The organism is Campylobacter sputorum (assembly GCF_002220775.1).
Taxonomy (GTDB): domain Bacteria; phylum Campylobacterota; class Campylobacteria; order Campylobacterales; family Campylobacteraceae; genus Campylobacter_F; species Campylobacter_F bovis.
The window spans coordinates 1,435,358-1,448,945 of record NZ_CP019685.1; the positions used below are offsets into that span (position 1 = coordinate 1,435,358).

Genomic DNA, 13,588 nt, shown 5'->3' on the forward strand with positions numbered 1-13,588 from the left:
TAAAAAATAGTGGCAAATTTGCCACTATTTACAAAACTCATCTTCTTCGTTAATAATTTTAAATTAAAATTTATCGCAAATTTGCTTACTTAAAGGAGTAAGTATGAAAAAAATATTATTAGTTTTTGGCATATTTTTTATGCTAATTGCAAATGCAAAAGAAATCAAAGGAGAAAATATGCAAAACCAAAAAGAGATATACTTAGCAGGAGGTTGCTTTTGGGGAATGGAAGGATACTTTAAAAAAATACCAGGGATTTTGCAAACATCTGTTGGTTATGCAAATGGAAAAACTCCACAAACTTCATATCAAGAATTATCAAAAAGCGATCACGCAGAAACATTAAAAATTGAATTTGATGAAAATATTATTAGTTTGATTGAAATTTTGGCTCATTATTTTAGAATTATAGACCCCATATCCATAAACAAACAAGGAAACGACACTGGCAGACAGTATAGAAGTGGAATTTACTACAATGATGAAAATATGGAAAAATATATAACCAAATTTATCTCTTATGAACAAAACAAATATAAACAAAAAATAGCAGTAGAGGTTCAAAAACTTAAAAATTTTATCCTAGCAGAAGATTATCATCAAGATTATTTAGATAAAAATCCAAGCGGATATTGCCATATAGATTTAAGTTTATCTTCAAAACCTCTTTATGCTGGTAAATTTAAAAAACCAAGTCAAGATGAGATAAAAAACTCTTTAAGTGAACTGCAATACAATGTTACACAGTATAAACAAACAGAAGCACCATTTAGTTCTAAATTTGATAAATTTAATCAAAAAGGTATATATGTAGATATTGTAACAAAACAACCTCTTTTTAGCTCTAAAGATAAATTTGATGCAGGATGTGGTTGGCCGAGTTTTTCAAAACCAATAACTACAGATGTTATAAAATACAATGAAGATTTAACTCATGGAATGCAAAGAACAGAAGTTAGCTCTAAACTTGGCAATTCCCATCTTGGACATGTTTTTGATGATGGTATAAAAGAAAAAGGTGGATTAAGATATTGCATAAATGGTGCTAGTTTAGAGTTTATTCCTATTGAAAAGATGAAAGATATGGGATATGAAGATTATATAATGTATGTAGAGTAAATTTGCGCTAAAACGCAAATTTACTAATCTTGAACTTTTTTATGAGGTAAAACTAAATTTAAAACAACTCCTATAATAGCCCCGAGCCCAATTTGAGAAAAACTAGCAAAACCAAAATCAAGCACCATACCGCCAAGTGCAGGAACTAAAACAAGAGCTATTATAATCATATTTCTTGGATTATCCATATCAACCTTGTTTTTTATAAGACTTTCCATGCCAACACTTGCTATTATTCCAAAAAGCAGTATCATAATTCCACCTAGAACACAAGATGGCACACTAGATATCAATGCCCCAAGCTTTCCTATAAAAGCTAGCATTATTGCTACTATAGCAGACCATGTCATAATAGCAGGATTAAAAGCTCTAGTTAATCTAACAGCTCCTGTTACTTCAGCATAAGTTGTACAAGGTGGTCCCGCAAGAAGTGCTGCTACACTAGTTGCAATACCATCACCAAGAAGAGTTTTTTCAAGTCCTGGATTTTTAGTAAAATCTTCTTTTGTAACATTGCTAATTGCTATAACATTGCCAATATGCTCAATTATGGGAGCAATTATAACAGGTATCATATATAAAATAGCATCAAGATGAAATGTAGGAAATACAAAATTTGGCACACTAAACCAAGGAGCATTTTTTACAACAGAAAAATCAATAATCCCATAAAACATAGACATTATATATCCAGCTGCTATGCCACACAAAATTGGAATGAGTTTTAACATACCTTTTGCAAAAACTATACACATAAGAGTTACCAAAAGAGAAACTCCAGCTATAATCATAGCATCATTTGTGCTAAAATTTGGATTTAAAATTTGATATACTTTTAGTGCCTCTCCTGATGGAGTTGCCATACTTACGGCAGCTGGACTAAGAACAAGACCTATTGTCATTATAACAGGACCAACAACAATTGGAGGTAAAATCTTTTGTATAAACTCATATCCCTTATACTTCACAACAAAACTAAAAGCACTATATGCAAGTCCTGCAAAAAATACAGCTCCCATTGTAGCACTTAATCCCCATTTGGATATACCAAAACTAATTGGTGCAATAAAAGCAAAGCTTGATGCCAAAAAAATAGGAACGATTTTTTTGCGACAAACAAATTGAAAAATAAGAGTTCCAATTCCAGCCGTAAAAAGGGCAACGCTTGTATCTAAGCCTGTTAAAATCGGCATCAAAACCAAAGCTCCAAAAGCGACAAATAAAAATTGTGCTCCTAAAAGTGAGTCTTTTAATCTAAAATTGTATTTTGTTGAACTTGTCATAAATTTTCCTTAAGATACATTAAAATAAAAATCTGTGAATTTTAGCCAGTTTATCTGTAAATTTACTTATAAATTTTCATATATATAAAATTTATAACCATTTCATATTATTTATATCAAATTTAATATATTTTTGGTATAGTTATAAACTCATATAAATTATTATTAAGGAGAAAAAATGGCGGTAAAAATTACTGATATATGCATAGCTTGCGGTTCTTGCATAGATGAGTGTCCAGTTGAAGCTATAGTTGACGATAGCGATAACCCAAAAGGCGAAGACATTTATTATGTATATCCAGATAAATGTGTAGAGTGCGTAGGTCATAATGATCAACCAGCCTGTGCATCAGCTTGTCCAACAGATGGCTGTATAGTTTGGGATGCACCAGTTTCTGGTCAACCTAGCAGAAGTGAAATATCTGCAGATATGAGAAATGGTTCTACCCCTGTAGTTCAATAATCTTTCATATTACCAAAAAGTAGGCATAAAATGAGCCTACTTTTATTTTTTACTTTTTTTTGATATAATCTTTCCCTTAAAATTATTTTTTATTGTAATTAAAGGATAAACATGCAAAAAACCTTATCTATTATAAAACCCGACGCAGTTAAAAAAGGTGTTATTGGTAAAATTATTGATAGATTTGAAAGTAATGGTTTAAGGATTGCAGCAGCAAAAAAACTTAAACTTAGTGAAGAAGATGCTAAAAATTTTTATATAGTTCATAAAGATAGACCTTTTTATAGTGAGCTTGTTAAATTTATGACAAGTGGTCCAGTAGTTGTAATGGTTTTAGAAGGAGAAAATGCTGTTGCCAAAAATAGAGAATTAATGGGAGCAACTAATCCAAAAGAAGCACAAAAAGGCACAATTAGAGCTGATTTTGCAGATAGCATAGATGCAAATGCAGTTCATGGAAGCGATAGTTTAGAAAATGCCGCTATAGAAATATCATTTTTCTTCTCAAATAGAGAGATTTGCTAAAAAATAATGAAAATTGCATTTTCTACAATAAATAAAAATAGTTATCCGTTTGAGCTTATAAAAGAAAATATAAAATTAAGTGGAAATTTAAAAAAAATTAGTGGAAATTTAGTAAGTTGCGATGCCCATATAAAAGGCAATCTACCGTATATATGTAGTAGATGTGGTGATGATATAATGCTTATTTTAGATTATGATTTGAGTTTAATTTTAAGCAATGGATACTATAAAGACGAAGATGGAAAACTTGATGATGTCATTGAGTTTTTTGATGGAAATATAAATTTAGATGAAATAATGACCAGTGAAATAGAGTCATATAAAAGCGACTGTTTTTACTGCGAAAAATGTAAAATTTAGTAAAGGAGTTAAAAATGGCAGTACCTAAAAGAAGAGTGAGCAAAACTCGCGCAGCAAAACGCAGAACTCACTATAAGGTAAATCTTCCAATTCCCGTTAAAGATAAAGACGGCAGTTGGAAAATACCACATAGAGCAAACAAAACAACGGGAGAATACTAATATATGGTTCGTGTTGCTATCGATGCAATGGGTGGTGATTTTGGTTATGAGCCAATTATAAATGGTGTTTTACAAGCTTTAGAAGAAAAAAGTTTTAATGCCATTTTAGTTGGCGATAGACAAGAAATTGAAAAAATGATACCAGATCGTTTTTCAAATAATATTACTTATATTCAAGCAGATGAGATGTTTTCTATGGCAAGTCATGCAACTGATGCCATAAAAAACAAAGAAACCACCATATACAAGGCTATAGAACTTTTAAAAAATGGCGAATGCGACGGAGTTGTTTCAGCTGGACATAGTGGAGCTACAATGAGTTTAGCAACACTTAGGATAGGTAGGTTAAAAAATGTTCTTAGACCTGCTATAGCAACACTTATGCCAAGTCAAAACAATAAAAAAACACTTATGCTTGATGTTGGAGCTAATGTTGATTGCAAAGCAGAACATCTTTTTCAATTTGCCGTAATGGGCGAAGCTTACGCTAAAGAGATCTTAGGAATACAATCACCAAAAATAGGTCTTTTAAGCAACGGAGAAGAAGAAAGTAAAGGAAATGATGTAACAAAAGAAGCTTTTTTGCTTTTAAAAAACCTTGATTCTTTTATCGGAAATGTTGAAGGCGGACAAATTTTTGATGGAAGCGTAGATGTTGTGGTTTGCGATGGATTTATCGGTAACTTAGTGCTTAAAACAAGCGAAGGCGTAGCTAGTTCTATGACTAAAATCATTAAAACAAATATCAAAGAATCTTTCATATCTATAATAGGTGCATTTTTAATGAAAAAAGTGTTTAAAAATATTAAAAGATTAGTTGATTATGACGAATACGGAGGTGCACCTCTAATTGGTGTTAAAAACTGCGTTATTATAAGCCACGGCAAAAGTAGTCCAAAAGCTATAAAAAATGCTATATTTCAAGCAATTAAATTTTCAGATTCTAAAATAAATAATACTATAGAAAATGAACTTGCTTATTTCGCAAAGCAATAATACAATATGAAAAAAGCCTCAATGATATCTATAGGGGCTTATGCCCCAGATACAATCCTAAATAATTTCGATTTAGAAAAAATGGTTGAAACCAGCGATGAATGGATAACAAAAAGAACAGGTATAAAAGAACGCAGAATTGCTAAAAATATGTCTACATCTGATCTTGGATATGAGGCTGCAAAAATCGCGATAAATCGCTCAGGACTTAACATAAAAGATATAGATATGTTAATTTGTGCTACTTTTACGCCAGATTATCTTTGCATGCCATCAACCGCTTGCGTGATAGCATCAAAACTTGATTTGATAAACATTCCAGCTTTTGATATCAGTGCAGCTTGCTCAGGTTTTATATATCTACTAAACACTGCAAAATCTTTTATACAAAGCAATTGTGCAAAAAATATCTTGATAATTGGTGCTGAAAAAATCAGCTCTTTTGTAGACTGGAGCGATAGAACAACTTGTATTTTATTTGGTGATGGTGCCGGGGCTGCTGTGATATCAGCTAGAGATGAAAACGAGATTATTGATATCCATTTAGGAAGTGATGGCTCAAAAAGAGAGCTTTTAATGATTCCAGGATGTGGAAGTTTAAATCCAGCAAATTCAAATACAATACAAAATAGATTAAATTTCATTCATATGAAAGGAAATGAAGTATTTAAAGTTGCGGTCAATACTCTAACAAATGATGTTATAAATATTTTAGAAAAAAATAACCTTACAAGTGATGATATTGATTTTTTTATACCTCATCAAGCAAATTTAAGAATAATTCAAGCAGTTAAAGATAAACTTAATATCAATGATGAAAAAAGTATTATAACTGTTCATAAATACGGCAATACAAGTGCAGCTTCGATTCCTATGGCGATAAACGATGCTTATGAAGAAGGCAAAATCCAAAATGGAAATTTACTACTTTTAGATGCTTTTGGCGGTGGATTTACTTGGGGTAGTGCTTTGCTTAAATTTGGTGGCATTAATTTTAATCAGCTCTAAATTCTTATAAAAAATCAATATAATAATATATTAAATTTATTAAAAACAAGTATAATAAAATTAAAAAAAGGTGAAATATGATTTTTATAGATGCTTGCTTTAAAAAACCAACTCCATATACTCCTATTTGGATGATGAGACAAGCGGGTAGGTACCTTCCTGAATATATGAAAGTTAGAAAAGAAGCTGGTGATTTCTTATCCCTATGCAAAGATTATAAAAAAGCTAGTGAAGTTACTCTTCAACCAGTTGATATACTAGGAGTTGATGCTGCAATCATTTTTAGCGATATTTTAGTTATTCCGCTTGAAATGGGCATGGATTTAAATTTTGTAAGTGGCGAAGGTCCTGTTTTTGAAAAAAGAATACAAACTAATGAAGATTTAAATAAATTAGATTCACAAAAAGCTGTAAAAAATCTAAATTATGTTTATGATGCTATAAAACTAACTAGAGAAAAACTACCTAAAGATAAAGCTTTGATAGGATTTTGCGGTGCTCCTTGGACAATTGCCACTTATATGATAGAAGGTAAAGGCAGCAAAACTTATAACATATGTAAAAAACTTTTATACACAAATCCTGAGTTTTTACATAAAATTTTATCAAAATTGACAGAAGTTTTAAAATTATATTTAGAAGAACAGATAAAAGCTGGTGCAAATGCTGTGCAAATTTTCGATAGTTGGGCAAATGCTCTTGAAATGGATAAATATTTTGAATTTGGCTTTACATACATAAACGAAATAGCTTCTTACATTAAACAAAAATATCCGCATATTGCCGTAATTGTATTTCCAAAAGGCATTAGTGGTTATTTAGAAAAAATTGATGGAAATTTTGATGTTTTTGGCGTTGATTGGAGTACACCTTTAAAAAGTGCTAGAGACACATTATCTTCTAAATTTACACTTCAAGGAAATATGGAGCCATGCAGACTTTATAGTAAAGAAAGTATTTCGCAAGGCATCGATGAAATTTTATGTATTATGAAAAACAAACCTCATATATTTAATCTTGGACATGGCATTTTACCAGATATCCCTGTTGAAAATGCTAAGTATTTTATAAAAGAAGTTCAAAAAAGATCTCAAAAATAAAGGAAAAAAATGAGTTTTATAAAGGAATTTAAAGAATTTGCCATGAAAGGCAATGTTGTTGATATGGCAGTTGGCGTAGTGATAGGTGCAGCATTTGGAAAAATTGTTTCATCTTTGGTTTCAGATGTCATAATGCCTATTATGGGAATATTAACAGGGGGAGTAAATTTTAGTCATATGAATATTATTTTAAAAGAAGCCGTTGGAACAACGCCCGCTGTTACGCTAAATTACGGCTCATTTATACAAACCATAATTGATTTTTTAATCATAGCATTTGCCATTTTCTTAGCAATAAAAGCTATGAATAAAATAAGAAAACAAGACGAGAAAAAAGAAAACGCACAACCAGAACCAAAAGAAGATATAGTTTTACTTACAGAAATAAGAGATTTGCTTAAAAAACAGTGCTAGAAAAAATATCTTTTTTTAAATATGTTGATAAACAAAAAATTAAAAAAATCGAAAATGCAAGTGTTATCAAAAAATATAAAAATGGAGATTTGCTTTTTATAGAAGGAGAGGAATCAAAATGGCTTCATCTTCTTATAAAAGGTGAGATACGGATTTTTAAAACCAAGCAAAATGGAAGTGAAATTTTTTTGCATAATATTTTAGCACCATCGTTCATAGCAGAAATTGCAACTTTAGAAGGAATTCCTTATCCTGCTAGTGCTAAATTTGTATCTAATTCTGAAGTAGTAAAAATAGAATTTGATTTTTTTAAAAAAGAGTGTTTAAGCGACGAAAATATATCTTTAGGTATGATAAAATCACTTAGTCAAAAACTCAAAATAATGAATGAGGTTATACACAACGAACTAATACTCAACGCAGAAGCAAAAGTTGCAAAACAGTTAGTAGAAAATTTGGAAATTTTCTCACTGCTTAAAAATATACAAATAGCAACAATGTTAAACATCACTCCAGAAACACTGTCTAGAATTCTATCTAAATTTAAAAAAAATAAACTAATAGAAATACAAAAAGAAACAATAAAAATAATAAATAACAAAGCCCTAAAAGAGCTTTATATACTACTTTAAAATATCAATCCTTCACTTTCTTGCATATTCAAGTTATCCATTTGAGATGAATTTGGAAGAGGGGACTTATCTGTATAAAATGCTTCTTTTCCTTGATACATCATACTTTTTACACCATCTGGTTTTACAAACTTAGTTTCCATATCTGGATTTAATTTTTTATAATCCTCAACAAATTTTTTAAATACAGGTCCAGAAGTTCTAGCTCCGCCCTCAACTTTTTTCATTGGAGTATTGTTGTCATTTCCATACCAAACCATCACAGCAAGCTCTGGTGCAAATCCGCAAAACCAAGCATCTACATTGTTGTTTGTAGTTCCAGTTTTACCGCCTATTTCTACTCCATCAACCCTTGCTCTTCTACCAGTTCCTTCATTTACAACAGTTTGAAGCATATCAACCATAAGATACGCTTGTTCAGGCTCCATTATAAAAGCTCTTTTTGAATCATAAATTTTAGTTATGCCAAATTTATTTGTAACTTTTCTAATCAGTTTTGGCTCAACAATCTCTCCTAAATTTGGAAACATAGAATAAAATCTAGAAGCTTCTAAAGGCGATACACCAAAACTACCAAGAGCTATTGATAAATCTTGAGATACACCACTAAAACCAAGTTCTGTAAGTTTTTGATATGCCACATCTAGACCTATTTGGTTTAGTAAATTTATAGTTGCTAAGTTTCTTGAATCCCTTAAAGCCTCTTTTAAAGTTATAAATCCTTTATATTTATTACCATAATTTTTAGGAGTCCAATCTTCACCAGCATTTGCATTTTCAAAAACTCTTGCTACATCAGGAATTTTACTCATAGGCGAATATCCCAAATTTAAAGCTAATTGATAAATAAAAGGCTTAAAACTAGAACCAAGTTGTCTAGTAGCTTGAGTAGCACGATTATAGTTACTTTTATTATAATCAACTCCACCAACAAGAGCTAATATATCGCCACTTTGCGGATGGGTTGCTATTAAAGCACCATTTAAAACCGTGCTATTTGCATCTTTATCTCTTTTTAAAATTTCATTATAACCAAATCTTAGCGCCTCTACTGCTTTATCTTGGGCTTGTAAATCAATGCTAGTTTGTATGATATAACCGCCAATTCGTATATCTGAAAAATAAAGAGACGCTTCTTTTATAACTTCATCAACAACATAAGGAGCTCTATTTTTGCTAAGTGTATCATTGTATACCTTAGGTTCTTCTGCCAAAGCTATCTCATACTCATTTTTATTTATCCAACCCAAATCATACATCCTGCTAATTACACTATTAGCACGAGAAATAGCTAAATCCATATGTTTTGTTGGATCATACGCACTTGGTGCTTTTGGCATACCAACAAGCATTGAAATTTCTTTTAATGTTAGTTCATCTAAAGTTTTTCTAAAATACCCATTTGCAGCAGTTTTTATACCATAATACCCGTGCCCAAAATAAACATGATTTAGATATCTTTCTAAAATTTGCTCTTTTGTAAGCTTATTTTCTACTTCATATGCAAGAACTGCTTCTTTCATTTTTCTTATAATCTTTTTTTCTGGACTAAGTGCGACATTTTTTATAAGTTGTTGAGTAATTGTTGATGCACCCTCAACTAATTTCATGGCTTTTATATCTTTTATCAAAGCTCTAAAAATAGCTTCTATATTTATGCCCTCGTGTTCAAAAAAAGATGTATCTTCTATCGCAACAAGTGCTTCTATGATTCTACCCGGTATGTCTTTATAATCCACATACAATCTATTTTCATCATCAAATACATTTGCTATAAGTTCGCCGTTTCTATCATAAATTTGAGTAGTTAATCTTGGATTATAATCAATTATGCTATATGCCTCAAAGTGAATATCGCTATATAATTTTCCAATAAATAAAGCCAAAGCCACAAAACAAGCAAATAAAATTCCAAAAATATACCTCATAAAAATGCCTTTAAAATTTCTACACAAAGCCCTCTTGCATTACTTAAATAACCAGAGTAACTTTTTATATATTTTTTATTAAATCCTTCTATCATCATAGCCCCTGCTTTTCCTTGCCACTGATTACTTTGTAAATAAAAATTTAAATCATTTTCTTCAAATTTGAAAAATTCAAATTTCGTCTCATTTACGCTAATCATCTCAAATTTTTGAGAGTAAAATAGCATTGCACTAAAAACACTTACAATGTTTCCACTTTGTGTAAGAAGCATATCTAAGGCATCTTTTTCATATTTTGCTTTACCAAAAATTTTATCCCCAACACTAACTATGCTATCAGCAAATAAAACATTTTGCATATCTGGATAAATATCAAAAAATTCTTTTTGTTTGGATTTTACAACATCTAAAACATATTTTGAAGGAGTACCCACACGCTCTACTTCTTCTTTAAAATTTAATTTAATTTGATTAAAATTAATGCCATTTTCCCTTAAAATTTCGGCTCTTGTTTGAGATGAAGATGCAAGCGTTAACATCTATAAATTCCTAAAATTTATTCCCAAAAATATCGCAAAACACATACAAACGATATTTAATGGCGTGAAATATCTAAAAATAATAACCAAATTTTCTCTTACTTCTAAATAATCTTGATGTTTTTTTGCATTAAGGGATTTTTTAAATCTAAAAGCCATATAAAATAAATTTATTAAAACAAATAAAAAGATTGCAAATTTCGTAGCTATGATAGCTTCAAGCATAGGATCAGCTATTTTTAAAAGATTATCACCTATTAAAAATATACCGGTTAAAAAAATAATTATCATCGATGAAAATATAACTATGCCAAAGATTTTTATTGCATAAAAAAATAATTCAACATTATCTTCATTTATAACAACTCTTCTAAATACAAATTTTGCACTTACCCACCCATTAATGCTTGTGCCTAAAAAAATAGCAACTGACAAAATATGCAAAAAAGGAGCTATATTTTCTAACTTTGCAAAGGCGATATCTATCAATTTAATCTCTCTTTTATAAAAGATTTTGCATACTCATAAGCATCATTAATCTTTGATATATCCTTTCCACCAGCAGTTGCAAAATCATCACGACCGCCGCCACCGCCGCCTAAAATTTTAGCAACATTTCTAACAAGCTCTCCAGCCTTTATCGGAGCATTTTTAACACCAGCTGCTAAATTTATCTTATCATCTTTTTTATTTCCAAGTAAAATTACAACTTTTTCATATCTGTTTTTTACTTCATCTATTTTTTCTTTTATATCGCCTTCAAAATCACTAACAACAACTTTTATTCCATTAATATCATTGATAACCAAGGCACTTGAATTTGATATTGCACTTATTTGAGACTTTAAAGCTTTTATTTCATCTTTTAATTTTTCTATAGAAACTATAGGAGAAGTCGTTTTTAGAATCTCACAAACTTCCGTGTAATCTTTTCTTAAATTTTTAATGAACTCAAAAGCACTTTTTGAACATACAGCTTCTATTCTTCTTACTCCAGAACTTACTCCACTTTCTTTTAATATTAAAAACATGCCTATTTCACTGACATTTTTAACATGAGTTCCACCACAAAGTTCTTTGCTAAAATTTCCCATACTTAAAACTCTTACTTTTTGATCATATTTTTCACCAAAAAGAGCTGTAGCACCGCTATTTTTAGCATCTTGTAAATCCATAATCTCAGTTTTTACATCCTCTTTACTAGATATAACTAAATTTACCATATCCTCAACTTGTCTTATTTCTTCGCTATTCATAGCTTTTGAGTGAGAAAAATCAAACCTAAGTCTAGTAGCTTCCACGCTACTTCCAGCTTGCATAACATGGCTACCTAAAACTTTTTTTAATGCTGCGTGAAGAAGATGTGTTGCACTATGATGTCTTGCTATTTCATCTCTTATTATATCAACCTTGCACTCTACCTCATCACCAACTTTAAGAGTATTTATTGAATTAACAAAACTTAAATTTAATCCAAAGAATTTTTGAGTGTCAATAACTTCATTTTGATTATTTATAATTCCTTTGTCACCACATTGTCCGCCACTTTGTGCGTAAAATGGTGTTTGTTTAAGCATAATCCAACCGTTTGTGTTTGGTCTTAACTCATCTATCAATTTAAAATTTTCATCAAGTAGTGCTAGAATTTCTGTTTTATTTATCGTTTTTTCATAACCAACAAATTCATTTTCTCCAAATTTCTCAAGCAATACCTTAAAATCTCCACTTTCTATAGCCTTATCGCCACTACCTTTCCAACTAGCTTTGGCTTTTTTGCGTTGTTCGCTCATAAGCTTATCAAATTTTTTCTCATCAACACTAAGGTTTTTTTCTCTTAGCATATCTATAGTAAGATCTAGTGGAAAACCATAAGTGTCATATAATTTAAATGCAACTTCGCCACTAAAAATATTTTTAGTATTTTTTAATTCATCATTAAACAACTCAAGACCAGATGCTATGGTGCTTAAAAATCTCTCTTCTTCAAGTTTTATCTGTTCTTTTACAATTTCGCTTTTATCTTTTAAGTATGAATAATGCTCTCCCATAAGTTTAACAACAATATCTACAAGTTTATACATAAAAGGCTCTTTTATACCAAGAAGATATCCATGTCTTAATGCTCTTCTTAATATTCTTCTTAAAACGTACCCTCTTCCCTCTTTATCGAAATTTACGCCTTGAGCTAGCAAAAACACAACAGATCTTATGTGATCGCTTATAACTCTATAACTTGCTCCACTTTTATATTCATATTTTTTAGAACATAACTTTGCAACTTCGTTTATAATGGGCATAAATATCGATGTATCGTAGTTGCTAAATACGCCTTCTTTAATAGCAGTAATTCTCTCTAATCCCATACCAGTATCTATGCTTGGTTTTGGAAGCGGTTTTAAAGAGCCGTCAGATGATCTTTCAAATTGCATAAAAACAAGATTCCAAATTTCTAAAAATCTATCTCCATCTCCGCCCATATAATCTTCGCTAGTATTAAAATGCTCTTGTCCTTGATCATAAAAAATCTCACTACAAGGTCCACACGGTCCAGTTTCTCCCATAGCCCAAAAGTTATCTTTGTCGCCAAATTTATAAATTCTATCTTTTTGGATATATTTAGACCAAATTTCATAAGCTTCATCATCTTTTTCATGGACAGTAACATAAAGTTTTTCTTTTGGAAGTTTTAAAACTTCTGTTATAAATTCCCAAGCATAAGGTATAACTTCATTCTTAAAATACTCTCCAAAGCTAAAATTTCCAAGCATTTCAAAAAAAGTATGGTGTCTTGCAGTATAGCCCACATTATCTAAATCATTATGCTTTCCACCCGCCCTTATGCATGTTTGGCAACTTGTACGAATTGGTGGATTTGGTCTAGGAATCTCGCCTGTAAAAATATTCTTAAAAGGCACCATTCCTGCATTTGTAAAAAGAAGCGTTGCATCATCAGGAACTAGAGGTGAGCTAGGCATAACCTCATGTCCTTTATTTTTAAAAAAATCCAAAAATTCTTTTCTTATATCCATATTTATTTTCCTAAATTTTTATATTAAAAC

15 protein-coding genes are annotated in these 13,588 nt (G+C 30.5%); 10 read left to right on the forward strand and 5 right to left on the reverse strand.

Annotated elements, in window-relative coordinates:
- The first annotated feature begins 103 nt into the window (after nucleotides 1–103).
- Nucleotides 104–1,120, forward strand: coding sequence for a peptide-methionine (R)-S-oxide reductase MsrB (gene msrB / locus CSPB_RS07220; protein WP_089193723.1), 1,017 nt, complete (start codon nucleotides 104–106; stop codon nucleotides 1,118–1,120).
- A 23-nt stretch (nucleotides 1,121–1,143) separates the two neighbouring features.
- Here the strand turns inward: msrB and CSPB_RS07225 are convergent, their stop codons facing one another.
- Complete coding sequence (locus tag CSPB_RS07225) at nucleotides 1,144–2,403, reverse strand: uracil-xanthine permease family protein (RefSeq protein ID WP_089193724.1); 1,260 nt, start codon at nucleotides 2,401–2,403, stop codon at nucleotides 1,144–1,146.
- Nucleotides 2,404–2,581: 178 nt separating this feature from the next.
- Here CSPB_RS07225 and CSPB_RS07230 point away from each other — a divergent pair, with 178 nt between their 5' ends.
- From CSPB_RS07230 to CSPB_RS07270, 9 genes are all read left to right on the forward strand, one after another.
- Complete coding sequence (locus tag CSPB_RS07230) at nucleotides 2,582–2,866, forward strand: DUF362 domain-containing protein (RefSeq protein ID WP_033916334.1); 285 nt, start codon at nucleotides 2,582–2,584, stop codon at nucleotides 2,864–2,866.
- 111 nt (nucleotides 2,867–2,977) lie between these two features.
- Nucleotides 2,978–3,391, forward strand: coding sequence for a nucleoside-diphosphate kinase (ndk, locus tag CSPB_RS07235; RefSeq protein ID WP_033916335.1), 414 nt, complete (start codon nucleotides 2,978–2,980; stop codon nucleotides 3,389–3,391).
- Nucleotides 3,392–3,397: 6 nt separating this feature from the next.
- Nucleotides 3,398–3,751 carry a DUF177 domain-containing protein gene (locus tag CSPB_RS07240; protein WP_089193725.1) on the forward strand — a complete coding sequence of 118 codons (354 nt, stop codon included), beginning with the start codon at nucleotides 3,398–3,400 and terminating at the stop codon, nucleotides 3,749–3,751.
- A 14-nt stretch (nucleotides 3,752–3,765) separates the two neighbouring features.
- Entirely contained in the window at nucleotides 3,766–3,912 is a 147-nt protein-coding gene (gene rpmF / locus CSPB_RS07245) for a 50S ribosomal protein L32 (protein WP_033916337.1), read from the forward strand.
- 3 nt (nucleotides 3,913–3,915) lie between these two features.
- Entirely contained in the window at nucleotides 3,916–4,908 is a 993-nt protein-coding gene (gene plsX / locus CSPB_RS07250; RefSeq protein ID WP_033916338.1) for a phosphate acyltransferase PlsX, read from the forward strand.
- 6 nt (nucleotides 4,909–4,914) lie between these two features.
- Nucleotides 4,915–5,916 (forward strand): beta-ketoacyl-ACP synthase III, encoded by a 1,002-nt coding sequence (locus CSPB_RS07255; protein WP_089193726.1) that lies wholly within the window; start codon nucleotides 4,915–4,917, stop codon nucleotides 5,914–5,916.
- 77 nt (nucleotides 5,917–5,993) lie between these two features.
- A complete protein-coding gene (gene hemE / locus CSPB_RS07260) occupies nucleotides 5,994–7,016 on the forward strand; it encodes a uroporphyrinogen decarboxylase (RefSeq protein WP_089193727.1) in 1,023 nt (340 codons plus the stop codon).
- A 9-nt stretch (nucleotides 7,017–7,025) separates the two neighbouring features.
- A complete protein-coding gene (mscL, locus tag CSPB_RS07265; protein WP_089193728.1) occupies nucleotides 7,026–7,430 on the forward strand; it encodes a large-conductance mechanosensitive channel protein MscL in 405 nt (134 codons plus the stop codon).
- On the forward strand, nucleotides 7,424–8,062 hold the full coding sequence (locus CSPB_RS07270) for a Crp/Fnr family transcriptional regulator (RefSeq protein WP_089193729.1): 639 nt from the start codon (nucleotides 7,424–7,426) through the stop codon (nucleotides 8,060–8,062). The genes mscL and CSPB_RS07270 overlap by 7 nt, the downstream gene beginning before the upstream one ends.
- On the opposite strand, the gene CSPB_RS07275 is transcribed toward CSPB_RS07270, so the two are convergent.
- Genes CSPB_RS07275 through alaS form a run of 4 tightly spaced genes read right to left on the reverse strand, consistent with a single transcriptional unit; the run spans nucleotide 8,059 to nucleotide 13,558 of the window.
- Nucleotides 8,059–9,990, reverse strand: coding sequence for a transglycosylase domain-containing protein (locus tag CSPB_RS07275; RefSeq protein ID WP_089193730.1), 1,932 nt, complete (start codon nucleotides 9,988–9,990; stop codon nucleotides 8,059–8,061). The genes CSPB_RS07270 and CSPB_RS07275 overlap by 4 nt on opposite strands.
- Nucleotides 9,987–10,529 (reverse strand): septum formation inhibitor Maf, encoded by a 543-nt coding sequence (gene maf, locus CSPB_RS07280; RefSeq protein ID WP_089193731.1) that lies wholly within the window; start codon nucleotides 10,527–10,529, stop codon nucleotides 9,987–9,989. Before maf ends, CSPB_RS07275 begins: the two co-directional genes overlap by 4 nt.
- On the reverse strand, nucleotides 10,530–11,018 hold the full coding sequence (locus CSPB_RS07285; RefSeq protein ID WP_089193732.1) for a hypothetical protein: 489 nt from the start codon (nucleotides 11,016–11,018) through the stop codon (nucleotides 10,530–10,532). It lies immediately after the preceding gene.
- The gene (alaS, locus tag CSPB_RS07290; RefSeq protein ID WP_089193733.1) at nucleotides 11,015–13,558 is read right to left on the reverse strand and encodes an alanine--tRNA ligase; all 2,544 of its coding nucleotides are present in this window, start codon (nucleotides 13,556–13,558) and stop codon (nucleotides 11,015–11,017) included. Before alaS ends, CSPB_RS07285 begins: the two co-directional genes overlap by 4 nt.
- Between the last annotated feature and the right edge of the window lie 30 nt (nucleotides 13,559–13,588).